The sequence below is a fragment of the Ruegeria lacuscaerulensis genome, assembly GCF_013031245.1.
GTDB lineage: Bacteria > Pseudomonadota > Alphaproteobacteria > Rhodobacterales > Rhodobacteraceae > Ruegeria > Ruegeria lacuscaerulensis_C.
In genome coordinates this window covers 74,376-97,194 of record NZ_WPZL01000006.1, presented here as the reverse complement: position 1 = coordinate 97,194, position 22,819 = coordinate 74,376, and the positions used below count along the sequence as shown (strand labels likewise).

Here is a 22,819-nt window from a genome sequence, read left to right as displayed (position 1 = left end):
TGCCTATTGGTTGAAAAACCCGGGCAGCGCTGCACCCTCGCGTAGTACAGAAGACACCTGTGGCGTATAGCTTTCGCCGTCTTTTTCATGGCGGTCCCCGACATGCAAAACCAGTGGAGAATGCAGCTGAAACGCCGCCCGACCCCCTTTTCTGGCGCGTAAAACAACCAACTCGGCGCTTCGGCCGGACCGGGCGACAAGCGGCAAAATCTCGACGGACCCCAACCGCCCTTCACAAGCCACCAGCATGTCGGACAGGCGGTCGGCATTTTGGATCATATGAAGGTACCCGCGAGGTGCGAGACGTTTGGCCGCAGTGTCGAACCAGGCGCTCAAAGGCGTGTGCTCTCCCAATGCGATGCTGCGCCCTGCGTCGGTGGCAGAGCTGTGGGCTCCGGCCCGGTAATAGGGGGGATTGGCGATCACATGGTCGAATTGCCGCTGTTTGAGGTTTGCGGGCAAGGCAGTGAGATCAGCTTCGACCACTTCCAGTGACGCCTGGTTTTCGGCGGCATTCCGGCGTGCCAGATCCGCATAGGGCGCTTGCAGCTCAACCCCAACCGCGTGCAGACCGGGCACACGGGCCATCAGGCACAAGATCGCGGCACCCGCCCCGCAACCCAGTTCCAGCACGGTGTGACCACGTGTCGCCGGGACCGCAGCAGCCAGCAGCACCGGGTCCACTCCGGCGCGATATCCATGGCGGGGTTGCCACAGACGTACGCGACCACCCAAAAAGTCATTGCAGGTCAGGTCTTTATCGATAAACGGGTTCATCGGCCCAGCGGGATATCGTTGTCGCGCATAACCCGTTCAGCGCGGGTCAGGTCATCCGCCCGCACCATCAGGCGGCGGGGGAAAATTCCGATGCCGCCTTCGAGGATGCTCATATTTACGTCCATCTGAAAGCAGTCTATATCCTCGCCCTCAAGAAGAGCGGTTGCAAAAGCCAGAATCGTCGGATCGGTACTGCGCAATAGTTCTTTCATGGGGATGGATGTAAGGGCAAGGTACGTCGGAAGTCGAGCCTTGTATCAGGAGTGTGATGGATATCGACACGATCTCGAAACCGCATGAACGGCTGGCAGAAATTCTTGCTGGTGAAATGGACGCGGTCAATGAGTTGATCCGCACCCGAATGACGTCCCGGCACGCGCCGCGTATCCCCGAAGTCACGGCGCATCTGGTCGAGGCGGGCGGCAAACGCCTGCGTCCGATGCTGACGCTGGCAGCGGCGCGTCTGTTTGGCTATTCGGGTGATCATCATGTGCGGCTGGCCGCGACGGTTGAGTTCATTCACACCGCAACCCTGCTTCATGACGATGTGGTCGACGAAAGCGCCCAGCGGCGCGGGCGGCCCACGGCAAACCTGCTATGGGACAACAAATCCAGCGTTCTGGTAGGTGACTACCTGTTTTCCCGCAGTTTCCAGCTGATGGTTGAAACCGGATCGCTGCGCGTTCTGGATATTCTGGCTAATGCCTCGGCCACCATCGCCGAGGGCGAAGTGCTGCAGATGACAGCCGCCACCGATCTGAGCACCAATGAGGCGATTTACCTGCAGGTCGTGCGCGGCAAGACCGCCGCCCTGTTCTCGGCCGCAACCGAAGTGGGCGGTGTGATTGCCGGGGCGTCCGAGGATCAGGTAAAGGCACTGTTTGAGTACGGCGATGCGTTGGGCATCGCGTTCCAGATCGCAGATGATCTTCTGGATTATCAGGGTGATAGCAAGGCGACAGGCAAGAATGTCGGTGACGACTTCCGGGAACGCAAGCTGACACTGCCCGTGATCAAAGCCGTCGCACAGGCGACACCCGAAGAACATGCATTCTGGGAGCGCACGATCGGTCGGGGCCGTCAGGAAGACGACGATCTGGACCACGCACTGGGCCTGATGGCGAAATACGGTACGATGGAGGCAACAAGGTCGGATGCGTTTGGCTGGGCGACCAAGGCCAAGACTGCACTGGACGCCCTGCCCGATCACGAGATCCGTACCCTGCTGCGCGATCTGGCCGATTACGTGGTCTCGCGCCTCAATTAAGCTGTGTCGCGCGGCACCACCATTGGGGATGGGCCGCACCTATTTCGTATGCGGCGAAATGGGCGTCATTCATCGTCGGATAGAGCGCAAAACAGGTCGAGCCTGAGCCCGACATGCGGGCAAGCAGGGCTTTTTTTGTGTCCGCCAATTCATTCAGAACACGGGCCACATCGGGCGCTAACTCTTTGGTGGGCAGTTCGAGATCATTACGTTGTTCCTGTAGCCACGCTGCGCAATCCTTAGAAGTCCTGAACGCCGGAATTTGCTTGGGCATTGGGGGGTTATCGCGGCTTTCCAATGCCGAAAAGACCGCCCCGGTGGGCACTTCGACACCGGGATTAACCAGCAAAGCGGGCAATTGCGGCAGGATGACCGGATCCAGTCGTTCTCCAATTCCGCGCATTCGAGTGGCATTGGCAACGACACACACCGGAACATCCGCGCCCAAAGAGAGAGCCGCGCCCTGTGAGACATCCGCGCCCTGATCCGCGATCATGCGCAATGTGGCCGCTGCGTCGGAAGATCCACCGCCAATCCCAGCCCCGTGCGGCAACACTTTGTCCAGGTCGACATGCCCGAACCAACCAGCCGCCTCAGCCGCTTTCCACACAAGATTTCGGCTGTCCGTGGGCACACCTGCGGCGTGTTCGCCGGTGACCGTCATCGACAATTCAGTGCCGGGCGTAAATTCCAACCGGTCGCCGACATCCGCAAAGACCACCAGAGAATCCAGCAGGTGATACCCGTCCGCCCGTTGGCCGGTCACATGCAGGGTCAGATTGATCTTGGCGGGCGCGAAAGCCTCAACCTTCATTGGCAACCTTCAGAGGATCGGCACCTTCTTCGACCAGAACAGCGTCCAACCCGATCTCGATTTTAAGACGTATGCGCTCGGGGTCGGCCTCGCCGTCTGTATCCGTGGGGTTGATGAAGGACAGGGCGCGTTTCCACTGGAATTCGGCCTCGCGCGAACGGCCGACGGCCCAGTAGACGTCACCCAGATGGTCATTGACCACCGGATCGACCGGCATCAGTTCGACAGCGCGCTCCATATGCTCAACGGCTTCGTCATAGCGGCCCAGACGGAACAAGACCCATCCCAGGCTATCGACGATGTAGCCGCTGTCCGGCCGCGCCGCGACGGCGCGTTCGATCATGTTCAACGCTTCGTCCAGCTTCTCGCGCCGTTCAACCAGCGAATAACCCAGATAGTTCAGCACCTGCGGCTGATCGGGGTTCAATTCCAGCGCGCGGCGGAAATCAGCCTCGGCCAGCTCCCAGTTCTTCAGGCGTTCGTGCGAGATACCGCGCGCATAGTACAGAAACCAATTCCCGCCTGACGAGACTTCATTCAACTCGATGGCTTTGTCATACGACAGCACCGCAGCCGAGTACTTCTCTTGCTGGCGCTGCAAATCTGCAAGCGCGACATGGACGCTGGGCAGATTTGGATTCTGACTGGCCAGCGTTTGCAGAACCTCTGCTGCAGCGTCTTTCTTGCCAGAGCGGCTCAGCACCTCGGCACGGCCAAGTTCGGCAGCGTGATAATCGCTGCTGTCGACAGGCACTTTTCGGTACGCTTCGACAGCCAGGTCGTATTGTTCCAGAGCATCCAGCAATTCAGCAGTCAGCAATATCGAGTCCACGTGATCCGTGCGTAAGAATGTTGCCAAACGGGTATATAGCAGAACATAATTCTGCGCCGCTTCGCTGCTCAGTGCCGCGCCTACAGAAAAGAAAACCTCGGACATGCCGTCCTGAGCAGATTGCACATGGGTGAATGGCAGGGTTTCGCCGGCAGCCAGGCGCGCCACGTAACCTTCGATGGACGGGTCGCTGCCCGCTGCAAAAACTTCGTCCAAAAACTGCAGCGCGTCCTCATTGCGATCCAGTTGAGACAGGACCTCGGCCCGGGCCAGGGCCGCCCGGCGCGAAAACCGAGCAACGGCGCCGCTATGAGCTGAGAATTCCTCCTCGGCCCCTTCGAAATCGCCTACCGACGCTAAGGCCAACGCCTTGTGATACATCGCGAATTCCCGCAACCCGTCCTGCGTAGAAACCTCGTCGAAAGCTTCCATTGCGCGGGTCATGGCGCCCTGGCCCATATGTGCCCAGCCCTGCAGCAACCCGTCGACCAGCGGTCCGACACCCTGCGTTTCAGGATCGCGGGCCAAAAACTCTTCCAGTTCGCCGTCGGCGACCAGATTGGCGACGATAACCATTTTCGCGGCCTGGCTTGGCAGTCCAAGATCCTCAATGACCTGTGCTACCGGGAGCGCACGTTTCACTTCGCCAAGAGAAAGCCGGGCGACGACAACGCTTTCCAAAAGGGCGTTGTTTTCAGGATCGGCGCGCAGCGCCTGCGCATAGTATTTTTCAGCGGCCGTATAATCGTTCTCGTAAATCGCCTGACGTCCGGCCAGATAGGATCCGGACCCAGAATCCGCATAAACCGGAAGCGAAAAAGACGTGGTGAACAGCACAGCCAACGCTGCGCGACGAACCAGAGAAGCCACCAAAATCCTGCCTTGCTATTATTGTCTGCGCAACAAGCTAGGGCTTTGGCCGGAAAGAGGCAATGGCAGAGCTTTCACGACCCTGCCAGTGCCCATGATTTCGCTTACATGTTGGGATAGTTCGGACCGTCCCCACCCTGCGGCGTGGTCCAGGTGATGTTCTGGCTGGGATCCTTGATATCACATGTCTTGCAGTGGACGCAGTTCTGGAAGTTGATCACGAATCGCGGTTCCCCGTCGTCTTCGACCATTTCGTACACGCCCGCCGGGCAGTAGCGCTGCGCCGGTTCGTCGAACTTGGGCAGGTTGACCTTGACCGGGATTTCCGGATCAGCCAGCTTCAGGTGGCAGGGCTGGCTTTCCTCGTGGTTGGTCATTGCAAACGAGACGTTGGTCAGACGGTCGAAGGACAGCGTGCCATCGGGTTTCGGGTAATCGATAGGCTGGTGCTTGCTAGCCTCTTCGGTCGACAGCGCATCGTTCTTACCGTGGCCCATAGTGCCGAACAGCGAGAAGCCGAGTGTATTGGTCCACATGTCCAGACCGCCCAGTGCCAACGACGGAAGCAGGCCCCATTTCGACCACATCGGCTTGACATTGCGCACCTTCTTCAGGTCGTCGCCAATGGCACCATCGCGGACATCGGTTTCGTAGGCAGTCAGTTCATCACCCGAACGGTCGGCTTTGATGGCGTCATAGGCGGCCTCAGCCGCAGCTTTGCCCGACAGCATTGCGTTGTGGTTGCCCTTGATGCGCGGCACGTTGACCATGCCTGCCGAACAGCCCAGCAGCGCCACGCCGGGGGCCACCAGTTTCGGCATCGACTGCCAGCCACCTTCGGTGATCGCACGGGCACCGTAAGCCACGCGCTTGCCGCCTTTCAGCAGCTCGGCCACCATCGGGTGATGCTTGAAGCGCTGGAATTCCATGTATGGGTACAGATGTGGATTCTTATAGTTCAGGTGAACCACAAAACCGACATAAACCTGATTGTTCTCAAGATGATAGATGAACGATCCGCCACCTGCATTGCTGCCCAGCGGCCAGCCCATGGTATGCGTCACCGTGCCTTCCTTGTGCTTGGCCGGATCGATCTCCCAGATTTCTTTCATGCCGACGCCGTATTTCTGCGGCTCTTTCCCGGCGGACAGGTCGTATTTGGCGATGACTTCCTTAGACAGCGAGCCGCGCACGCCTTCTGACAGGAAGACGTATTTCCCGTGCAGTTCCATGCCGGGCTCGGTCTGCGGGCCGTAAGAGCCGTCCGGTTCCAGACCGAACACACCGGCCACGACACCTTTGACTTCGCCATTTTCGCCGTAAACCAGTTCGGAACACGCCATGCCGGGGAAGATTTCAACACCCAGCTCTTCGGCCTGTTCGGCCATCCAGCGGCACACGTTGCCCATCGACACGATGTAATTGCCGTGGTTGTTCATCAACGGCGGCATCGGGAAGTTGGGGATGCGAATCTTGCCCGCTTCGCCCAGCATGTAGAAATTATCCTCGTGCACCGGAACGTTCAGCGGTGCGCCTTTTTCCTTCCAGTCGGGGATCAGCGCATCCAGGCCGCAGGGGTCCAGCACCGCGCCTGACAGGATATGCGCGCCAACTTCCGAGCCTTTTTCCAGAACAACGACATTCAGGTCGGCATCCAGTTGTTTCAGACGGATGGCCGCCGACAGGCCCGCGGGGCCTGCACCCACGATAACCACGTCATATTCCATTGCTTCGCGTTCAATCTCGGCCATCGTGGGCTCCTTAGCTAACTTTCCGAATTGGCGCTATCACTGCATGGTCTGCGCAATTTTGTTTCACGGCTGATTACCCGTTTGCCAAGACCTTGGTCAATCAAAACACGGCGTAACTACGCTGCAATGCGGCAGTTCATGTCTTTGGCGCGTCACCCATGAGGTATCTGGGACCGCTACCATAGGATTTTGCCCGGTCATCGGGGTTGTAGAGGGCACATTTCGGCAAGCTCAGGCAACCGCAGCCTATGCATCCGTCCAGATTGTCGCGCAACCGCATCAGGGTATCGATTCGCTGGTCCAGATGAGCCCGCAGATTGATGCTGATTTTTTTCCAATCCTGCGGCGTGGGAGTGCGGTTTCCGGGCAGATCCGCCAACACCTCTCGGATCTCAGGCAGGGTCAGGCCGAATTGCTGGGCGATCATGACAAAGCTCAGCCGTCGGATGTCGGCGCGTTGATACCTTCGCTGTCCTCCCGGATTGCGCCACGGTGAGATCAGACCTTGTGCCTCGTAGTATCGAATGGCCGAGACCGCCAACCCTGTCCGCTTGGACAAAGCCCCAATCGACAACCGCTCGCGAACTGCCATCTCTTTCCTTTCAAAAAATACCTTGACCTAAAGTTAGGTTTAGAAATTAAATTGAGTCGGGACAAGCCTCAAAAGTAAAGGAGATCCCATGATGGCAACGCTTGAACACACTAATTTCACTGTTCGCGATCCCAGGGCTTCGGCGGCCTGGATGCAGGAGGTTTTCGGGTGGAAAACCCGCTGGGAAGGCCCCGCCATCGCAGGTGGCTACACCGTGCACGTGGGCAGCGAGCATACTTATCTGGCGCTTTACGCCCCCAGCGATCCGAAGCCGTCGGGCGAAAGCAGCTATGACATCGTTGGCGGGCTGAACCATGTGGGTGTTCTGGTCGAAGATATCACGGCCACCGAGACCAAGGTACGTAAGGCGGGATTCGAGCCGCACAATCATGCGGATTACGAACCTGGAAAACGGTTCTATTTCGACGACGACAATGGCATCGAATTCGAAGTGATTAGTTACGACTAGGCCGTAATCCGCGCGTCGTGCGGCCAAGGCCTCTTGCATTTCACGCCTCATTTGGGTCAGGTATTTGCCAACCCATCAAATCGCCCCGACGCTGTCACATGCGGCGGGGCGCATCAATTTTTGCGTGGACGACAAGAACATGGAAAAGATTCCTATGACGCCTTCGGGCAATGCCGCGCTCGAGGCGGAACTGAAAAACCTGAAATCCGTCGAGCGCCCCGCGATCATCGAGGCCATCGCTACGGCCCGCGAACTGGGCGACCTGAAGGAAAACGCCGAATACCATTCGGCCCGCGAAAAGCAGGGCTTTATCGAAGGTCGCATCAAGGAACTGGAAGGTATCCTGTCGCTGGCGGATATAATTGATCCCGCCAAACTGTCGGGCGCAATCAAGTTCGGTGCCAAAGTCACGCTGGTGGACGAAGACACCGATGAGGAAAAGACGTGGCAGATTGTCGGTGAGTACGAGGCCAATATCGAAAACGGGCTGCTCAACATCAAATCGCCCATCGCACGCGCCTTGATCGGTAAGGACGAGGGCGACAGTGTCGAGGTGCGCACCCCGGGAGGTGTGCGATCCTATGAAGTCCTGAGTATCAAATACGCCTGACCGGAGCGTGAAACATGTCCGAGCCCACGTCTGAGCAGGAAACCGAGCGACCGACCTCGCTTGGCATCTACGACAAGCCATCGCGGCCATCGGTGACCGAGATTGAGATCGTCGCGATTGCGCTCAGCCTGATCTGGCTGGTCGTATCGGTGGTGTTTCTTGTGCTGCCCAACAAGGTGGAAGGTGGCGGGTTCGTCGTGACTCTGCTGGCAGTCTTCATGCCGGTGGCGATGATCTGGGTCGCCGCCACGGCCATGCGCGCCAGCCGGGTCATGCGCGAGGAAAGCGAACGTCTGCAGACCGCGATTGATGCGATTAGGCAGGCCTATGTCGTCCAGCAACAGCGCGCATCCAGCTCCTATGAGCCGACCGTCAGCAAAAAGCTGGACGAAATCGCCGAGGCCACGAAGAAAACCGAAAGCGCGCTGGCAACGTTTTCCACCAAACGCACCGAACCGGCCCGCGGCGCAGCTGTGAACGGGACGGGCGACCAGACCTCGCTGGAGCTGGGTACGCAGGCCGAAGACATTGCCCCGCCGCTGAGCACGGACATCTTTATCCGCGCGCTGAACTTTCCTGAAACTCAGGAAGATACCGAAGGGTTCAACGCCCTGCGGCTTGCCCTGAAAGACCGCAAGACCGCGCAGCTGGTGCAGGCTTCGCAGGACGTTCTGACCCTGCTGAGCCAGGAAGGCATCTACATGGATGATCTGCGCCCCGACATGGCCCGACCCGAGATCTGGCGGCAATTCGCGCAGGGCGCCCGTGGCCGCGCGGTCGCAGCTTTGGGCGGAATCCGGGACCGGTCCTCACTTGCGCTAACAGCGGCAAGGATGAAGCAGGACCCGATCTTTCGCGATGCCGCGCATCATTTTCTGCGCCGGTTCGACCACATGATCGTCGCCTTCGAACCCGAGGCCAGCGATGCGGACCTGACCGCACTTGGCGAAACCCGCACCGCACGCGCCTTCATGCTGCTTGGGCGGGTGGCCGGGACCTTCGACTAAAGTCCGAAGCTACCGTAAGGAAGGAACCGAACCAGGTCGCCCGGTTTGATATGACGCGCGCCGTCTTCGATCTCGACCAGCCCTTCGGCCCAACTGAGACCACTGATCCGGCCCGACCCTTCCGAGGCAAAGACTTCGACCCGGCCATCGCGAACGCGGGCGCGCAGATACTCGCGCCGCCCCGGTTTCTTGCGTTTCTCAAAGGCGGAGGGCAGGTCGAACCCCTGCGGGTCCTGCCAGCCTTCGCCCGCCATCAGACCCAGCGCCGGGCGCGCAAAGATCAGCGTACAGACCATAGCCGCTACCGGATTGCCCGGCAGGCCGAAAACAGGCGTGCCGTCCCACATGCCCAGCGCCAGAGGTCGTCCGGGTTTCAGCGCAATCCGCCACTCCTGCATTGCCCCGGCCTGTCGCAACAGGGCTGAAACATGATCTTCGTCCCCAGCTGAGGCTCCACCGCTGGTCAGGATCACATCTGCCTGCTCTGCGGCGGCATTCAACCGGTCGCGCAGCGCGTCACGGTCATCCGCGACACGCCCCATATCCACTGGCTGAAATCCCATTCGGTGGATCAGCGACAGCAGCATCGGGCGGTTGGCGTCAAATATCTGGCCCGGCCTGGCGGCCTCTCCGGGCTCGACCAACTCGTCCCCCGTCGACAAAACAGCCACCCGCAGCGTCTTGCGGACAGACACCTCGGCGATCCCTGTCGCCGATAACAAGGCCAGATCGGCCGGTGTCAGCCTGCGCCCGCCGGGCAGAACCAGATTGCCCCCGGCCACGTCCTCGCCCGCACGGCGGGTGTTGGCGCCCTGTTTCAATGGGCCGTGAAAGGCGATGTGACCGCCCTGAACCGTCACGTCCTCTTCCAGAATGACCGTATCCACCCCCGAAGGCAGCGCGGCCCCAGTCAAAACCCGCAGTGCATTTCCTTCTGTTACCGTGCCATCAAACGGGAATCCCGCTGCCGCGCGACCCTCCTGCAGAGGCATCACTTGCGGTCCATCGGGTGCAGGTCCGGCAAAACCATAGCCATCCACGGCTGTATTCGGCTGCGGCGGGTTCGACCGTTTCGCCGTTACATCCTCGGCCAGTATACGATCAGCCGCCTCGTGCAGCGATACGGTTTCCACCGCCGTCACCACTGTCAATCGCTGCCGCAGCAAGGCCAGAGCGTCATCCACCGGCGTCCAGTTCACCCCGGCAGGCAAGGCAAAGCAGTCGTTACGCAGGGGCGGAGGGGCGATGTCCGGCTTGCTCATAGTCCGACCTCTTGAAATATGAAATCAGCGATAGCCACCGTATCGCCCAGTTCAAAGACCGGGCGGTCAAGTTCCAGCGGTGTATCGCTGGCCACCGCGCGGATCGTGTCGTTTTCCGGAGCCATCAGCGGGTTGCCCGCCTCGGTTCGAAAGGCTTCGATCTTGGGGTGGGCTTCGCGTTTGAACCCTTCGATCAGCACCAGATCGACCGGAGAAAGACGGGCCAGCAAGTCGGCCAGCGAGGGCTCGGGCGCGCCGCGCAACTCCTGCATGATCGCAATCCGCTGCCCCGAGACCAGCAGCACCTCGGACGCCCCAGCGCTGCGATGGCGATAACTGTCGGTGCCCGGTTGATCAACGTCCACGCTGTGATGGGCATGTTTGACTGTCGACACCGCGAACCCGCGCGTGGTGATTTCAGCCACAAGCCGCTCCATCAGGCCGGTTTTGCCCGCGTTTTTCCAACCGGTGACCCCGTAGACTCTCATGCCTGCTCCAGCAGTTTTTGTGCCCGCTCCAGATCGTCGGGCGTGTTGACGTTGAAGAACGGATCAAAGGGCTCGGCCGGAAACAGCGCCTCGCGCCCGTCATGCTGGTCAGTCCAAAGTACGACCTTGCGCAGACCGTCGTTCAAAGCGTCCCGGAGGTCATCACGCAGTGCTATGGGCCAGAGGCCAAAGGTCGGGTGTCGGTTGATCCGTTTTCCGCCGCCGGATTTCAGCGCCTCATCCCCGGTGCGCGGCGTGGTGGCCAGCACCAGCGGATGCGCCTGCCCTTCGGCGGCCTGCACCAGCCGCGCCACCAGATCGCGCGGGAAAAACGGCGTGTCGGCGGCGGCGGTGACGATGCTGTCTGCCCCCTGCTCTGCCGCCCAGTCGAGCCCGGCCAGAACGCCCGCCAGAGGGCCCGCGAAACCTTCGATCGTGTCGGGCAGGACCGGCAGGTTCAGATCAGCAAACCGTTCAGGGTCGCCGTTGGCGTTCAGGGCCAGACCGTCCACCTGTGGTGTCAAACGGTCGATCACATGGCCCAGCAGGCTCTGACCACCGATTGTCAGCAGGCCTTTGTCGCCGCCACCCATACGGGTAGCAAGGCCGCCTGCGAGGATGATACCCCGCGGACGGGTCATCGAATGCCCTCCGAGATTTCATAGGGTCGCGCCGTCAGGAAATTGAGAACCAAGAAAGCCAGGAAGAACAGAGCGACAGAAGTACCAAGAAAGAAAAATGTGTAGGCAAGGAACACAGAAAACAGCCCGGCATAGGCGCGCCTGCACCTGTTCAGTTCCGCCGTGGTTTCCGGCGAGCCGTTGACGCAGCCTGCAAACAACAGATTGCGCGACGCAACCCGGCTGCGTAGCGGAATGTTGAGCCTTTTCATGAGCGGCCACCAAAGCCGGGCAGCTATCCAAAGGGCTGCAACGCCAAAAACCGCGAACGGCGCCAGAATTATCAGTGCGATTGGCAAAGTTTCCGACATGATCATCCCGCACTCTTCCGTCTGTGTTTCTTATCCTCAACCGCAATCGTCGCCGGATCCACATCACGCACCAACCGATCTTCACCTGACAGGCACACAAACCGCTGCCCACGCATGCGACCGATCAGGGTCAGGCCGACCTCGCGCGCGATCTCGACGCCCCAGGCGGTAAAGCCGGAACGAGATGCCAAAACCGGGATCCCCATCATCGCCGTTTTGATCACCATTTCCGAGGTCAGGCGGCCGGTGGTGTAGAGGATCTTGTCGTCCGCCGTCTCACCTTCGGACAACATCCAGCCAGCGATCTTGTCGACCGCGTTATGGCGGCCCACATCCTCCATATAGACCAGCGGGCGGTTCTCGTGGCACAGGACCGTGCCGTGGATCGCCCCGGCTTCAAGATACAGCGAGGGCGTTCGGTTGATCTTGGCAGCCAGCTCATACAGCCATGAGGTGCGAACCTGCACCTGAGGCAGGCGCACGTCCTCCAGCCCCTCCATCATGTCACCGAACACGGTGCCGACGGCGCAGCCGCTGGTACGGGTCTTTTTCTTCAGCTTGTCTTCATAAGACGTCTCGCGCGCGGTGCGCACCACGACGGTTTCCAGATCGTCGTCGTAGTCGACGCGCGTTATCTCATCATCCGCCAGCAGCATGCCCTGATTGCGCAGGAATCCCAGCGCCAGATATTCCGGGTAGTCACCAATGGTCATCGCGGTCACGATTTCCTGCGAATTGAGGAAAATCGTCAGCGGACGCTCCTCGACCACCGAAATCTGGTTGGCTTCGCCATTCTGGTCCACGCCTTCGACCGCTCGGGTCAGACGAGCCGCGCCGGGGTCGGGGGCGATGATGTAATCCGAGACATCCAGTTCCGTGGCCAATTGCAACCCTTTCCCAAGACCGCTACTGCTTTTCGCTGACACCATAGGATTTAGCCATGGCAGACACCACATCCAAGTCATACTTCTGGAAGGGTTTTCGCGACGGATCCCCGTTTATCTTCGTGGCCATCCCCTTTGGCACCCTGTTCGGCGTTTTTGCGACCGAGGCCGGGTTGAATATCGTCCAGACAATGGCGTTCACCTCAACCGTCTTCGCAGGTGCCGCTCAGTTCGCCGCTCTGCAACTGCTGCAGGACCAGACACCCACGGCCATCATTCTGATTTCTGCGCTGGCCGTGAATTTGCGGATGGCAATGTACTCCGCCTCGCTGACCCCGTTCCTAGGGGCGGCACCGATGTGGCAAAGAGCCATTGCGGCCTATCTGACGGTTGACCAGTCCTATGCCTGTTCGATCGTGCGGTTCGAAAAAGAGCCAATGATGACCGTACCCCAGCGCATGGCCTATTTCTTTGGCTCGGTTACCCCGATCACACCGTTATGGATTCTGGCCACCTATCTGGGAGCCGTGCTGGGAACGCGCATTCCGGAAAGCTGGGCACTGGATTTCGCACTTCCTATCACCTTTCTGGCCATGATCGGCCCGATGATGCGAACCTTTCCCCATGTGGTGGCAGCGCTTGTCGCCATTGTCGTGTCACTGCTGACGGTGGCGATTCCCTACAATCTGGGCCTGTTGATCGCCGGATGCGCCGGCATGATAGCGGGTGCGCAGGCTGAACTGATCGTCGCGCACAGAAAGGTAAAGGCATGAGCCAGGTCGATACCGTCACCATCTGGACCATCATTATCGGTTTGGCACTGGGCAGCTACGCCCTGCGCTTTGTCTTCATCGGTCTGGTAGGAGACCGCCCGATGCCGCCCTGGCTGCTGCGCCATCTGCGGTATACGGCTGTTGCAATTATACCGGCACTCATTGCGCCGCTGGTGGTTTGGCCCACGGCGACCGAGGGCCAGCCCGATGTGCCGCGCATGGCAGCTGCGGCGGTCGCGGTGACTATGGGGTTAGTCACAAAAAACGTGATTGCTGCCATCTTCACCGGTGCCGCAACCCTTTACGGTCTGCTCTACCTATTGGGCTAAAGCCGCATCCTGCTGGTTCAGACGGGCATTATTCACCGCCAGGCCCTTTTGCAGGTCCGCGTCGTCGTTTTCGCGGTACTCTGTCGTAACGACCCGCGGTATCTGGCCGAATTGCTCAGACAGTTTGATCGGAGAGAAGGTGGTTTTTATGGATTCAAACCCCGGCACCTGCTGCAACAGCTGGGCCGTCGAATTGGCACAGTACGCGCTCGATACCGGCCCCATCTGCTTGGCCAGTTGCAGCGCGACCTCGGCCTGTTGCGGTGTGACTACTATCGTCTGAATGCGTGCATAATGGGTCTCGCGCGCGTGGGAACTGCGATAGGCACGCTCGACCGCCGGGGTAATGCCATACAGCACGTCGTCCCTGATCGGCACGACATCCGCCCGGAACGAGCCCGCCGGGTCGAAGATTACCCGTTCGCTGCCGCCGATCATCAGCGAAGTATGCGCACCCGAACCGGTCCGGGTATTGATCATTGTATAGAGAGTCAGGGTCGATGGCCCGGGGTCACGGTATGACCTGGCCACGATTTCGGCCTGATCCGCCTGCGGTCGCTGCGATCCGGTGCAACCAGCGACGGTTGCTGCCAGCAGGCAAGCAATCAATATCCTGATCACGGCCGACCCCGCTTTGGATTAAGAGGCGAAAACCGCCAGGAACAGGCACAGGAAGACGATGGCAACCACGCACCATGTCGTCGCCTTAATGAAGCTGTTGAAGGTTTTCGTTTGAACAGTGATGTCCATTTCGCCGTGCTTGTGTTCAGCCATGTCTCAAAGATTCCTAATTCGCGTGTTTAAGATGTTGGATAATCGAAAATACGAGGCCTGTCACCACGTCATTCGCGCACAGGGGGCAGAGGTTGAAATACCGAACACCCCGGATATCCAAACCCCCAGCGCCAGGGCAGGCCGGAACAGGGGCCACCGCCAAGGCGGACTGCGGCGTACATCGCCTGGGCGGTAATGGAATGGGCCGCGCGAATCTGATCCGGCGCCATGTCATAGCGGTCTGCGTATTCTTCGGCGTGATCCTCACCGTGCTGCTTGACGCAGGTTAACAATCTATCGTCGGCCGACAGGCGCGCATCAAAACTGCCTTCGGCCTGCACCGCACCGCCCGCATTGTGATAAGCGCGGTCATGGGTCACGCAACAACCCTCCCACGGGGGGTGCGCTTCGTAGAGTGCGCGGAACTTGGGGAAGGTGTCCGCCACAAAGCGCCAACTGGCAGACAGACCGCCCGAACAACCGTCTGTTTCGAACGGCGTGAGCTCGGCGTCGCCCCGTTGCGCCATAAGGGCACGATGGGCAGGCATCTCGATACTGCGCATGAAATCCTGTGCCGCCGCCGGGGCTGCCGTCAACATCAGAGCACAAATCAGATTACGGGCTTTCATCGCGCATCGCCTGTGTGTCCACGGACATGCCGAAGGTAGTCGCCAGCCACAGCAGCAGTCGCTCAGCCGGGCCCATTTCCGCCCGAACACGCAGCACCTCATTGGCCATTGCCGGGCGGTCGGTGATCAGACCGTCCACACCCATCGAGGCCATGGCCGACATTTGCAACGGGTCGTTAACCGTCCAGACATAGATGTCCTTGCCCGCTGCCTGCATCGAACGGACAAGCCCCGGCGTCGCCATCGCGGCGTTCACGGCAACGAAATCACCTTCGAGCCCCGACAAGTCCCCGACAGCCGTCGCCGCCAGAACCCCGGCGCGCCAATCGGGGCGGATAGTTTTCATCTTTTGCACCGCCGGGTATTTCAGTGACATGGTGGCAATGTCGTCCTGCATCCCGAACTCTTCGACTATGGCGGCGACACGGTTTTCCAGATCGACGTCATGGCCGTAGTATTTCAGTTCGATGATGACCTTGGCTTTGCCCTTTGCCGCCTCAAGCACATCGCGCAAGGTGGGCGTACGCTCATCTGCGTATTCAGGGCCAAACCAGCTGCCGATATCAATCTCGGCCACGTCTTTCATGGTGGCGTCCCAGACCTTGAGGTTCACGCCGGCCAGCTTCATGAAGTCGCTGTCATGGGCGACGATAACCACATCATCAGCCGTTTCCTGCACGTCGATCTCGACCCAGTCCGCGCCATCCTCGATCGCCTTGAGCACCGAGGCCATGGTGTTTTCCGGCCTTAATGCCGCCGCGCCGCGGTGACCGATAACTTCGGCCTGATCAGGGGCCTGCACCCGTTCCAGCAGATGCTGCCCGAACCACAAGCCAATCAGCACGCCAACCACCGCGGCGCCTACAGTGGCGTACAGGGGCATGCGCAGGCTGCCCGGTTCGGGATGGGACGGTTCCGAGGTCTTGATCTCAAAGAACCCGTCCAAAAGAACCGCCAATGCCCCCAAAGCCGTGGCAGCCAATACCAGCCCCGCCAGAGACCAGATCCCCGCAACCGCCAGACTGTAGATCAGTGCCAGCCGCAGGTTTGCCGCCCCTTGCAAGGGTACCAGCGCAAACAAAAGACCTACCACCCAGGCGATCACAGCTGCAATGACAAGGCGCATGATCAGCCATATCGCCAACTCGATCTTGAGGCGTCCGCGTTTGCCCTCCATCCGGCTGGCGCTGATGTTGAAGGCATGCCCAGGGTGAACGCTTTCGAACAGGACCAGATGCAGCGACAAAGCCCAGGCCGACAGCCTGCGGATCAAGACCCAGGCCATGACCAGAACTACGGCCCCAATCAGCACAACCGCCACCCAGAAAGAGGGCGGGTGGAAGGTCAGATAATAGTTGATGTCATATTCGGTCAACGTCCACCACGCGATCAGGGCAGACACGACCGCGAAGGGCAGGACCAGCAACAGAACCCGCAAGACAAACCGAACTGCGAACCCGAACAGCGCTGGCAGCCGCGACAGAATCAGACCGATGGCGGAGCTACCTGCCCGCCACGGATCGTTCTCGCCCATCCGTAGTGATCCTGCCATGACCGAGAACACAAACACTTCGGCCAGCAAAAACAGGCTGAGCACGACAATGGCCGCGATGAATCCCGCAGGTGACAGGATGAACGCGGCGATGGCCTGATCCGTCAGGGCCGTTTGGTTGGACAACGACACTGCAAGGTTCACGGTGATCGCCACGCCCGGCGCGATCAGCGCCACCAGCAACAAGCGCACGGCGATATATATCGGCACAAAGACGCGACGGCGCGCCCATGCGCCCCTGTAGGCTTTTGAAACGGCTGAGAAAGTGGTCACGCTGTGCCCCCTGAATGATGCACTCATTCAAGGCTGCGCAGACGTGAATTGCAAGTCAGAGGGTCAGCTTTCTTCCAGATCGGCCGCCAATCTGAACCCGATGCGGTTGGCGGGTTTATCCTCGACCGATTTGGGCAGGGCGCGCAGCATTACATTCAGTTGGCTGACATGCTGCACCAGCTGGGTCCGGGCCCCGGTCGCGTCCGAGCCGTAAAAGGTGATGATATCGGGATCGAAATATCCCATCCCTTCGATCCGCATGACGCCCGCATCGCCACCGGTGAAACCCATAGCGACCTCATGATCGCCGTCCAGGGTTTGTTCGAAATTCTGGATATAGAGGATCAGGCGTTCATAGGCCCATTGCGCAGGGCTTTTGGTTGCCACCGGCTTTTGCAGTTGCCCGGGCAAGTCCTTGGCACCGGATTTTGCGTTGGGGCTGGAATGCACTTCGTAGCAGCGGGGTAAAGCTGCCGCTTCTGCCGCCTCGGCCGAGGTTTCGATCTGGTCCTGCATGGCTTTACCCTTTGCGCTGAAATTCCCACGCCCCGTCCGCGCGGCGCGTCCGGGTAACAGCTCCAATGTGGTAAAGATGGTTCAGATGTGCAACCGCCTCAACCAGCGCAAGCCCGTACTCACCTTCGCCAATCTGACGTTTGAACAGGGGAACAAAACAATCAGCGGCGGTTTTGGGCGTATCGAGATAGTCCTGCAGGCGGTCTAGCGCGCCGTGATGGTTCTCGATCAGTTGCTTCATCCGGATAGGAAGCCCGGTGAAGGGCAGTTTGTGGCCACCTAGGGCCAGTTGATCAGGCCGCGCCAGTTTTTTCAGACGCTCACAAGCCTCCAGCCATTCAGCGACCGGGTCGGCCAGAGGTTCGGTGACATAGACGCCCAGATTGGGGCTGATCGAACTGAGGACCTGATCGCCGGTGATCACCAAATTGTCGTCGCGGCTCCAGAATGTTGCGTGTTCGGGGGCGTGGCCGTTGCCCATGTGTACGTCCCAGTCGCGCCCGCCCATGCGGATCACGCTGCCCTGTTTGATCCGGGTAAAGCCCAGAGGCATGGGATACACCGTATCGCAATAGTTGAACGGGCGCTCAGCCATCCGCTTGGCCAGAACCTCAGGTGCCATGCCTGCGCTGCGATAGTAATCCAGCGTCTCCTGCGGCCAGCTTTCCTGCACGTCCAGTTGTAGCATCCGCGAAAACAGCCAGGCCGTGCGCGAGGCCACCAATTCCACGCCATGTTCCGTCTGAAACCAGCCCGCATTGCCCACGTGGTCGGGATGGTGATGGGTCACCACCACCCGGTTGACCGGTTGGCCGCCCAAGGGTCCTGACATCAGCGTGTTCCAGATTCGGCGGGTCTTGTTGGACGACATGCCCGTGTCGATCACGGTCCATCCGTCGCCGTCGTCCAGCGCATAGATATTGACGTGATCCAGCGCCATGGGCAGCGGCAGGCGCAGCCACAGCACCCCCTCGGCCACCTCGATCGCCTCACCCGGTGCTGGTGGCTCGGACCAGGGGTAGCGGATCGCCAAAGGGGAATCGCCGTCCATTATGCCACCAGTTCTTCAGCGCTGAGGGCGTAGATGTCGTCTGCGCCGTTTTGTGCCTGAGCCAGCAGGCCGGCATATTCGGGCAGCCGCGCGTTGATGTAGAACCGCGCCAGTTTGAAGCGCGCGCCATCAGGATCGGCCAAAGCCGCCTTCAGGTGGTAGTGCGCACCCAGCACACGGGCGAAAGCGTGCAGATAGGGCACGGCACCTGCAAATCGGGTGTTCATGTCGGTCTGTGCGACAACCCATTCGGTTACTTCGCGCAGGCTTTCAGTGGCCTCCCATACGGGACCCGCCAGATCGGGCATGGTCGCACGGGCCTGTTCGGCATGATCCTCAATCTCGTCCAGCAGGCGCGCAGCCGCCTCGCCGCCATCCATCATCTTGCGCGCCACAAGATCCATGGCCTGAATACCGTTTGTGCCTTCGTAGATCGCCGTCACGCGGACATCCCGGTAATACTGCGCCGCGCCGGTTTCCTCGATAAAGCCCATGCCGCCGTGGACCTGCACGCCGGTCTCAGAGACACGCATGCCGGTCTCGGTGCCGAAAACCTTACCAATCGGAGTCAGCAAGGCCGCACGCGCAACCCATTCCGCATCTCCGGTCGCATTAGCCATGTCGATGGCGGCCGCATTCGCAAGCATGATGGCGCGCGCGGCAAAGGTATCGGCGCGCATGCTCATCAACATCCGGCGTACATCCGCGTGGTCGATGATGGTGCCGGACGGGGTTTTGCCCTGTTTGCGCTCCAACGCATAGGCCAGCGCATGCTGATAGGCCCCTTCGGCAGCACCCACACCCTGACCGCCAACGCCCAGACGGGCGTTATTCATCATGGTGAACATCGCCGCCATGCCGCCATGCTCGTTGCCGACCAGCCAGCCTTTGGCACCGTCATACTGCATCACGCAGGTCGGCGAGCCGTGCAGGCCCATTTTATGTTCCAGCGACACCACCTTCAGATCGTTGGCCACACCGGGATTGCCGTTATCATCCGGCAGATATTTTGGCACCAGGAACAGCGAGATCCCCTTGGTTCCGGGCACGCCATCGGGCAGACGCGCCAGCACCAGATGGCAGACGTTTTCGGTGAAGTCGTTGTCGCCCCATGAGATAAATATCTTCTGGCCCGAAACGGAATAGGTGCCATCCCCGTTCGGCTCGGCTTTCGAAGTCAGCGCGCCGACATCCGATCCGGCCTGTGCCTCGGTCAGGTTCATGGTGCCAGCCCATTCACCCGAGATCAGCTTGGGCAGGTAGAGTTCCTTCATTTCGTCGCTGGCGTGATGGTCCAGCGCCTCAATCTGGCCCTGCGACATCAGTGGGGCCAGTTGCAGCGACAGACAAGCGGCCGACATCATCTCATTCACGGCGGTAGTCAATGTCATTGGCAGGCCCATGCCACCATACTCCGGGTTGCCGCTCATCCCGATCCAGCCGCCTTCGGCAATCGCCTTCCAACCGTCGCTGTAACCTGGTGAGGTGCGCAATATGCCGTTTTCCAGGCGCGCAGGCTCCAGATCGCCGGGGCGTTGCAGCGGCGCCATCACCGCTTCGCACATTTTACCGGCTTCGGTCAGGATCGCGCTGACAACATCTTCGCTGGCTTCCGAGAAAGTCTCGGTTGCAGCGATCTGATCGAATCCGACCACGTGACGGAACAGCAGTTCATAATCGGAAATGGGCGCGCGGTATGGCATGTCTTCCCTCTGGTTTGTCTGTTCGGTTTTTCGCGGGTGGGGTTGGAAATTTCAATGCCCACCTTTATGCATCCTTGATTAATCGATTACCTAACCAGCCACATGGTACAAGCAATCAAAACGCGGCGTCACCACTTATGATCCTTAACGGTACTTTGGATTTATCCGCCGATCCGGGTGGAATCGCGCAGGCAGCGGACCTGCTGCGACAGGGTTTGCTGGTCGCCTTCGCCACCGAAACGGTCTATGGGCTGGGCGGCGACGCGCGCAATGGCGAGGCCGTGGCCGGGATTTATGAAGCCAAGGGGCGACCCAGTTTCAACCCCCTGATCGCCCATGTTGCATCCGTCGAAGCCGCGCAGAGGTACGTGAAATGGTCCGACCGGGCTGAACAGCTGGCCGCCGCCTTCTGGCCGGGACCTCTGACACTGGTTCTACCCTTGAGCGAAGGGCATGGCATTTCACCGTTGGTTACGGCCGGGCTGGACACACTGGCCGTCCGGGTGCCCGCGCACGGCACCGCCCGCACCCTGCTGGCAGAGTTCGACGGACCGGTGGCAGCGCCGTCGGCCAACCCCTCGGGTCAGATCAGCCCGACGACCGCCGATCACGTGCGGGCGGGGCTGGGCGGACGCATCGCCGCCATTCTGAATGATGGTCCCTGTGGTGTCGGGTTGGAATCGACCATCGTCGGACTGGCCGGAGAGCCTGCTCTGCTGAGGCCGGGCGGCGTAGCATTAGAGCAGATCGAAAGCGTTCTCAAAACGCGCCTGCACATCCATCAATCGGGCGATCTGCTGACGGCGCCGGGGCAGTTGCAATCGCATTACGCGCCGGATGCCCCCGTCCGGCTGAATGCAAACAGCAAGCAAGGCGATGAGGTTTTGCTGGGTTTTGGCCCCGTAGAGTGTGATCTAAACCTGTCAGCGGATGGCAACTTGACCGAGGCTGCAGCAAACTTGTTTTCCGCTCTGCACACGCTGAATAAAACTGGCCGCCCGATCGCCGTGTCACAAATTCCGGATCATGGGCTAGGCGCTGCGATCAACGACCGCCTGCGCCGCGCCGCCGCGCCGCGGGACAGCTGATCAGGCCCGACCGGCGCTGGCCGACAGGGTCAGCGGATCGACGCCCAGGGTTGCCAGCGCGGCCTCCCATTTCTCATCATCGGGCACATCGAAAACCAGTTTCGAAGACGCCTCGGTCGTCAGCCAGCCATTCATGGCGATCTCATCCTCAAGCTGGTCGGGCCCCCAGCCGGAATAGCCCAGCGCCAGCATCGAATTCAGCGGCCCCCGCCCTGAGGCCAGATCCTCGAGCACATCCAGCGTCGCGGTCATGCTGAAATCATCTGAAATTTGCATCGAATGCAGGTTGGCATCGTAATCCGAGCTGTGCAGGACAAATCCGCGCGACATCTCGACCGGACCACCGAAATGAACCAGACGCTCACCAACCACAGGTATGCGGCAGGCGATATTCAACTGCCCCAGCAGGGTTTTGATCCGCAGATCCGACGGCTTGTTGATGATCAGCCCCATTGCCCCGTCATCGCCGTGGCTGCACATGTACACCACCGAATGATCGAAGCGCGGATCACCCATGCCAGGCATCGCAATCAACAGTTTTCCGGTAAGGTCCATAGGATGACATCTCTTGCTTAGTGCCTCTCAACAATGACCTTGGCGGGCGGGTATTGGCAAGAGATCAGGTCATATTTCGCAAGATTTCAGTCGGGTGACCGGAACGTGACTTGGATTCCCGACCCGTAGCACGCATTTATGGGGTATGGAACGCTATCTCAAATCCACGGCAATTGCCCTGACCGCCAGTCTCGTCCTGACCGCCCCTGCACATGCACAGACGGTCGGTGAGGTCGTTCAACTGGATATTCTCGACGGCGGGCGCACCGCCGATGGAACCTATCTGGGCGCGGTGCGGCTGACGCTTAAGGAAGGGTGGAAGACTTATTGGCGCGCGCCCGGCGATGCCGGCATCCCGCCGCAGTTCGACTGGAGCGGCTCACAGAACGTAGGCAATGTGTCGATCACCTGGCCCGCCCCCCAAGTTTTCCTTCAGAACGGCCTGCAATCCATCGGCTATGCGAATCAACTGGTTCTGCCAGTAGAAATCACCCCGGAAAACCCGGCCAGACCCGTCAGGTTGCGCGGCGACATGGATCTGGGCGTGTGCAAGGACGTCTGCATCCCCGAGCGGCTGGATTTCGACCATACGCTGGACGCCGATGCCGCCCGAAACCCGGCCATTGCCGCGGCGCTGGCCCAGCGTCCCTATTCCGCAAAAGAGGCTCACGTGTCCCATGCAAGCTGCCATCTGACTCCCACGTCGGACGGCATACAAATCGAAGCCCGCGTGACCATGCCCTCGGCCGGAGGGCGCGAGGTCGCGGTGATCGAACCGGGCAACCCGGCGCTTTGGGCGTCGCAATCCGAAACAGAACGGCAGGGTGACACGCTGATCGCCACATCCGAGGTTATCAACTCCTCTGGCGGTCCTTTCGCGTTGGATCGGTCGGAAATCCGGATCACGGTTCTGGGCGCCAACCACTCAGTCGATATTCAGGGCTGCAGCGCGGGCTAACCCG

The 22,819-nt window shown here is 60.1% G+C and carries 27 protein-coding genes; 8 read left to right on the top strand and 19 right to left on the bottom strand.

Annotation, left to right across the window (positions count from 1 at the left end):
• Nucleotides 1-3: 3 nt before the first annotated feature.
• Nucleotides 4-777, bottom strand: coding sequence for a tRNA1(Val) (adenine(37)-N6)-methyltransferase (locus GOX66_RS10155; protein ID WP_170762200.1), 774 nt, complete (start codon nucleotides 775-777; stop codon nucleotides 4-6).
• Nucleotides 774-989, bottom strand: coding sequence for a putative signal transducing protein (locus tag GOX66_RS10150; protein ID WP_170762198.1), 216 nt, complete (start codon nucleotides 987-989; stop codon nucleotides 774-776). Before GOX66_RS10150 ends, GOX66_RS10155 begins: the two co-directional genes overlap by 4 nt.
• A gap of 56 nt (nucleotides 990-1,045) precedes the next feature.
• Here GOX66_RS10150 and GOX66_RS10145 point away from each other — a divergent pair, with 56 nt between their 5' ends.
• Complete coding sequence (locus GOX66_RS10145; protein WP_170762196.1) at nucleotides 1,046-2,044, top strand: polyprenyl synthetase family protein; 999 nt, start codon at nucleotides 1,046-1,048, stop codon at nucleotides 2,042-2,044.
• On the opposite strand, the gene GOX66_RS10140 is transcribed toward GOX66_RS10145, so the two are convergent.
• From GOX66_RS10140 to soxR, 4 genes are all read right to left on the bottom strand, one after another.
• On the bottom strand, nucleotides 2,037-2,858 hold the full coding sequence (locus GOX66_RS10140) for a 4-(cytidine 5'-diphospho)-2-C-methyl-D-erythritol kinase (protein ID WP_170762194.1): 822 nt from the start codon (nucleotides 2,856-2,858) through the stop codon (nucleotides 2,037-2,039). The genes GOX66_RS10145 and GOX66_RS10140 overlap by 8 nt on opposite strands.
• Nucleotides 2,848-4,560, bottom strand: coding sequence for a tetratricopeptide repeat protein (locus tag GOX66_RS10135; RefSeq protein ID WP_170762191.1), 1,713 nt, complete (start codon nucleotides 4,558-4,560; stop codon nucleotides 2,848-2,850). Before GOX66_RS10135 ends, GOX66_RS10140 begins: the two co-directional genes overlap by 11 nt.
• A 104-nt stretch (nucleotides 4,561-4,664) precedes the next feature.
• Nucleotides 4,665-6,311 carry an electron transfer flavoprotein-ubiquinone oxidoreductase gene (locus GOX66_RS10130; RefSeq protein ID WP_170762189.1) on the bottom strand — a complete coding sequence of 549 codons (1,647 nt, stop codon included), beginning with the start codon at nucleotides 6,309-6,311 and terminating at the stop codon, nucleotides 4,665-4,667.
• Between the two features lie 136 nt (nucleotides 6,312-6,447).
• Entirely contained in the window at nucleotides 6,448-6,903 is a 456-nt protein-coding gene (soxR, locus tag GOX66_RS10125; protein ID WP_170762187.1) for a redox-sensitive transcriptional activator SoxR, read from the bottom strand.
• An 88-nt stretch (nucleotides 6,904-6,991) separates the two neighbouring features.
• Here soxR and GOX66_RS10120 point away from each other — a divergent pair, with 88 nt between their 5' ends.
• The 3 genes from GOX66_RS10120 (at nucleotide 6,992) to GOX66_RS10110 (ending at nucleotide 8,989) form a co-directional block, all read left to right on the top strand.
• Nucleotides 6,992-7,372: a VOC family protein gene (locus tag GOX66_RS10120; RefSeq protein ID WP_170762185.1), complete on the top strand. Its 381-nt coding sequence runs from the start codon at nucleotides 6,992-6,994 to the stop codon at nucleotides 7,370-7,372.
• Between the two features lie 139 nt (nucleotides 7,373-7,511).
• Complete coding sequence (greA, locus tag GOX66_RS10115; RefSeq protein ID WP_170762183.1) at nucleotides 7,512-7,982, top strand: transcription elongation factor GreA; 471 nt, start codon at nucleotides 7,512-7,514, stop codon at nucleotides 7,980-7,982.
• 14 nt (nucleotides 7,983-7,996) lie between these two features.
• Entirely contained in the window at nucleotides 7,997-8,989 is a 993-nt protein-coding gene (locus tag GOX66_RS10110) for a hypothetical protein (protein ID WP_170762181.1), read from the top strand.
• Here GOX66_RS10110 and GOX66_RS10105 read toward each other — a convergent pair.
• The 5 genes from GOX66_RS10105 to GOX66_RS10085 form a co-directional block, all read right to left on the bottom strand.
• The gene (locus tag GOX66_RS10105) at nucleotides 8,986-10,251 is read right to left on the bottom strand and encodes a molybdopterin-binding protein (protein ID WP_170762179.1); all 1,266 of its coding nucleotides are present in this window, start codon (nucleotides 10,249-10,251) and stop codon (nucleotides 8,986-8,988) included. The two genes, GOX66_RS10110 and GOX66_RS10105, sit on opposite strands and share 4 nt — an antisense overlap.
• Complete coding sequence (gene mobB / locus GOX66_RS10100; protein WP_170762177.1) at nucleotides 10,248-10,739, bottom strand: molybdopterin-guanine dinucleotide biosynthesis protein B; 492 nt, start codon at nucleotides 10,737-10,739, stop codon at nucleotides 10,248-10,250. The genes GOX66_RS10105 and mobB overlap by 4 nt, the downstream gene beginning before the upstream one ends.
• Entirely contained in the window at nucleotides 10,736-11,380 is a 645-nt protein-coding gene (mobA, locus tag GOX66_RS10095; RefSeq protein WP_170762175.1) for a molybdenum cofactor guanylyltransferase MobA, read from the bottom strand. The genes mobB and mobA overlap by 4 nt, the downstream gene beginning before the upstream one ends.
• Complete coding sequence (locus tag GOX66_RS10090; RefSeq protein WP_170762173.1) at nucleotides 11,377-11,631, bottom strand: hypothetical protein; 255 nt, start codon at nucleotides 11,629-11,631, stop codon at nucleotides 11,377-11,379. The genes mobA and GOX66_RS10090 overlap by 4 nt, the downstream gene beginning before the upstream one ends.
• Before the next feature lie 101 nt (nucleotides 11,632-11,732).
• On the bottom strand, nucleotides 11,733-12,620 hold the full coding sequence (locus GOX66_RS10085; RefSeq protein ID WP_170762551.1) for a formate dehydrogenase accessory sulfurtransferase FdhD: 888 nt from the start codon (nucleotides 12,618-12,620) through the stop codon (nucleotides 11,733-11,735).
• Nucleotides 12,621-12,670: 50 nt separating this feature from the next.
• Between GOX66_RS10085 and GOX66_RS10080 the strand changes: the two genes are divergently transcribed.
• Nucleotides 12,671-13,387, top strand: coding sequence for an AzlC family ABC transporter permease (locus GOX66_RS10080; protein WP_170762171.1), 717 nt, complete (start codon nucleotides 12,671-12,673; stop codon nucleotides 13,385-13,387).
• Nucleotides 13,384-13,716: an AzlD domain-containing protein gene (locus tag GOX66_RS10075; RefSeq protein WP_170762170.1), complete on the top strand. Its 333-nt coding sequence runs from the start codon at nucleotides 13,384-13,386 to the stop codon at nucleotides 13,714-13,716. The genes GOX66_RS10080 and GOX66_RS10075 overlap by 4 nt, the downstream gene beginning before the upstream one ends.
• Here GOX66_RS10075 and GOX66_RS10070 read toward each other — a convergent pair.
• The 7 genes from GOX66_RS10070 to GOX66_RS10040 all read right to left on the bottom strand — a co-directional run bounded on the left by GOX66_RS10070 (nucleotide 13,705) and on the right by GOX66_RS10040 (nucleotide 20,214).
• Nucleotides 13,705-14,337, bottom strand: a complete 633-nt coding sequence (locus tag GOX66_RS10070) for a hypothetical protein (protein ID WP_170762168.1) — start codon at nucleotides 14,335-14,337, stop codon at nucleotides 13,705-13,707. The two genes, GOX66_RS10075 and GOX66_RS10070, sit on opposite strands and share 12 nt — an antisense overlap.
• Before the next feature lie 18 nt (nucleotides 14,338-14,355).
• On the bottom strand, nucleotides 14,356-14,490 hold the full coding sequence (locus tag GOX66_RS10065) for an aa3-type cytochrome c oxidase subunit IV (protein ID WP_170762167.1): 135 nt from the start codon (nucleotides 14,488-14,490) through the stop codon (nucleotides 14,356-14,358).
• Nucleotides 14,491-14,558: 68 nt separating this feature from the next.
• Nucleotides 14,559-15,119 (bottom strand): hypothetical protein, encoded by a 561-nt coding sequence (locus tag GOX66_RS10060; RefSeq protein ID WP_170762166.1) that lies wholly within the window; start codon nucleotides 15,117-15,119, stop codon nucleotides 14,559-14,561.
• Entirely contained in the window at nucleotides 15,106-16,944 is a 1,839-nt protein-coding gene (locus tag GOX66_RS10055; RefSeq protein WP_170762165.1) for a glycerophosphodiester phosphodiesterase family protein, read from the bottom strand. The genes GOX66_RS10060 and GOX66_RS10055 overlap by 14 nt, the downstream gene beginning before the upstream one ends.
• Nucleotides 16,945-17,007: 63 nt before the next feature.
• Complete coding sequence (locus GOX66_RS10050; protein WP_170762164.1) at nucleotides 17,008-17,460, bottom strand: DUF6173 family protein; 453 nt, start codon at nucleotides 17,458-17,460, stop codon at nucleotides 17,008-17,010.
• Between the two features lie 4 nt (nucleotides 17,461-17,464).
• Entirely contained in the window at nucleotides 17,465-18,511 is a 1,047-nt protein-coding gene (locus tag GOX66_RS10045) for an MBL fold metallo-hydrolase (RefSeq protein ID WP_170762163.1), read from the bottom strand.
• On the bottom strand, nucleotides 18,511-20,214 hold the full coding sequence (locus GOX66_RS10040) for an acyl-CoA dehydrogenase family protein (RefSeq protein ID WP_170762162.1): 1,704 nt from the start codon (nucleotides 20,212-20,214) through the stop codon (nucleotides 18,511-18,513). Before GOX66_RS10040 ends, GOX66_RS10045 begins: the two co-directional genes overlap by 1 nt.
• A gap of 137 nt (nucleotides 20,215-20,351) precedes the next feature.
• Here GOX66_RS10040 and GOX66_RS10035 point away from each other — a divergent pair, with 137 nt between their 5' ends.
• Entirely contained in the window at nucleotides 20,352-21,302 is a 951-nt protein-coding gene (locus tag GOX66_RS10035) for an L-threonylcarbamoyladenylate synthase (protein ID WP_170762161.1), read from the top strand.
• Here GOX66_RS10035 and GOX66_RS10030 read toward each other — a convergent pair whose 3' ends face one another.
• On the bottom strand, nucleotides 21,303-21,857 hold the full coding sequence (locus GOX66_RS10030; protein WP_170762159.1) for a YqgE/AlgH family protein: 555 nt from the start codon (nucleotides 21,855-21,857) through the stop codon (nucleotides 21,303-21,305).
• A 145-nt stretch (nucleotides 21,858-22,002) separates the two neighbouring features.
• On the opposite strand from GOX66_RS10030, the gene GOX66_RS10025 reads away from it, so the two are divergent.
• On the top strand, nucleotides 22,003-22,815 hold the full coding sequence (locus GOX66_RS10025) for a protein-disulfide reductase DsbD domain-containing protein (RefSeq protein WP_170762158.1): 813 nt from the start codon (nucleotides 22,003-22,005) through the stop codon (nucleotides 22,813-22,815).
• The last annotated feature ends 4 nt before the right edge of the window (nucleotides 22,816-22,819 follow it).

Excerpts from the sequence above, each read along its gene's own strand:
- GOX66_RS10155 (WP_170762200.1), bottom strand. The coding sequence starts at position 777 with ATGAACCCGTTTATCGATAAAGACCTGACCTGCAATGACTTTTTGGGT.
- GOX66_RS10150 (WP_170762198.1), bottom strand. The coding sequence starts at position 989 with ATGAAAGAACTATTGCGCAGTACCGATCCGACGATTCTGGCTTTTGCA.
- GOX66_RS10145 (WP_170762196.1), top strand. The coding sequence starts at position 1,046 with ATGGATATCGACACGATCTCGAAACCGCATGAACGGCTGGCAGAAATT.
- GOX66_RS10140 (WP_170762194.1), bottom strand. The coding sequence starts at position 2,858 with ATGAAGGTTGAGGCTTTCGCGCCCGCCAAGATCAATCTGACCCTGCAT.
- GOX66_RS10130 (WP_170762189.1), bottom strand. The coding sequence starts at position 6,311 with ATGGCCGAGATTGAACGCGAAGCAATGGAATATGACGTGGTTATCGTG.
- soxR (WP_170762187.1), bottom strand. The coding sequence starts at position 6,903 with ATGGCAGTTCGCGAGCGGTTGTCGATTGGGGCTTTGTCCAAGCGGACA.
- GOX66_RS10120 (WP_170762185.1), top strand. The coding sequence starts at position 6,992 with ATGATGGCAACGCTTGAACACACTAATTTCACTGTTCGCGATCCCAGG.
- greA (WP_170762183.1), top strand. The coding sequence starts at position 7,512 with ATGGAAAAGATTCCTATGACGCCTTCGGGCAATGCCGCGCTCGAGGCG.
- GOX66_RS10110 (WP_170762181.1), top strand. The coding sequence starts at position 7,997 with ATGTCCGAGCCCACGTCTGAGCAGGAAACCGAGCGACCGACCTCGCTT.
- GOX66_RS10105 (WP_170762179.1), bottom strand. The coding sequence starts at position 10,251 with ATGAGCAAGCCGGACATCGCCCCTCCGCCCCTGCGTAACGACTGCTTT.
- mobB (WP_170762177.1), bottom strand. The coding sequence starts at position 10,739 with ATGAGAGTCTACGGGGTCACCGGTTGGAAAAACGCGGGCAAAACCGGC.
- mobA (WP_170762175.1), bottom strand. The coding sequence starts at position 11,380 with ATGACCCGTCCGCGGGGTATCATCCTCGCAGGCGGCCTTGCTACCCGT.
- GOX66_RS10090 (WP_170762173.1), bottom strand. The coding sequence starts at position 11,631 with ATGAAAAGGCTCAACATTCCGCTACGCAGCCGGGTTGCGTCGCGCAAT.
- GOX66_RS10080 (WP_170762171.1), top strand. The coding sequence starts at position 12,671 with ATGGCAGACACCACATCCAAGTCATACTTCTGGAAGGGTTTTCGCGAC.
- GOX66_RS10075 (WP_170762170.1), top strand. The coding sequence starts at position 13,384 with ATGAGCCAGGTCGATACCGTCACCATCTGGACCATCATTATCGGTTTG.
- GOX66_RS10065 (WP_170762167.1), bottom strand. The coding sequence starts at position 14,490 with ATGGCTGAACACAAGCACGGCGAAATGGACATCACTGTTCAAACGAAA.
- GOX66_RS10060 (WP_170762166.1), bottom strand. The coding sequence starts at position 15,119 with ATGAAAGCCCGTAATCTGATTTGTGCTCTGATGTTGACGGCAGCCCCG.
- GOX66_RS10050 (WP_170762164.1), bottom strand. The coding sequence starts at position 17,460 with ATGCAGGACCAGATCGAAACCTCGGCCGAGGCGGCAGAAGCGGCAGCT.
- GOX66_RS10045 (WP_170762163.1), bottom strand. The coding sequence starts at position 18,511 with ATGGACGGCGATTCCCCTTTGGCGATCCGCTACCCCTGGTCCGAGCCA.
- GOX66_RS10040 (WP_170762162.1), bottom strand. The coding sequence starts at position 20,214 with ATGCCATACCGCGCGCCCATTTCCGATTATGAACTGCTGTTCCGTCAC.
- GOX66_RS10035 (WP_170762161.1), top strand. The coding sequence starts at position 20,352 with ATGATCCTTAACGGTACTTTGGATTTATCCGCCGATCCGGGTGGAATC.
- GOX66_RS10030 (WP_170762159.1), bottom strand. The coding sequence starts at position 21,857 with ATGGACCTTACCGGAAAACTGTTGATTGCGATGCCTGGCATGGGTGAT.
- GOX66_RS10025 (WP_170762158.1), top strand. The coding sequence starts at position 22,003 with ATGGAACGCTATCTCAAATCCACGGCAATTGCCCTGACCGCCAGTCTC.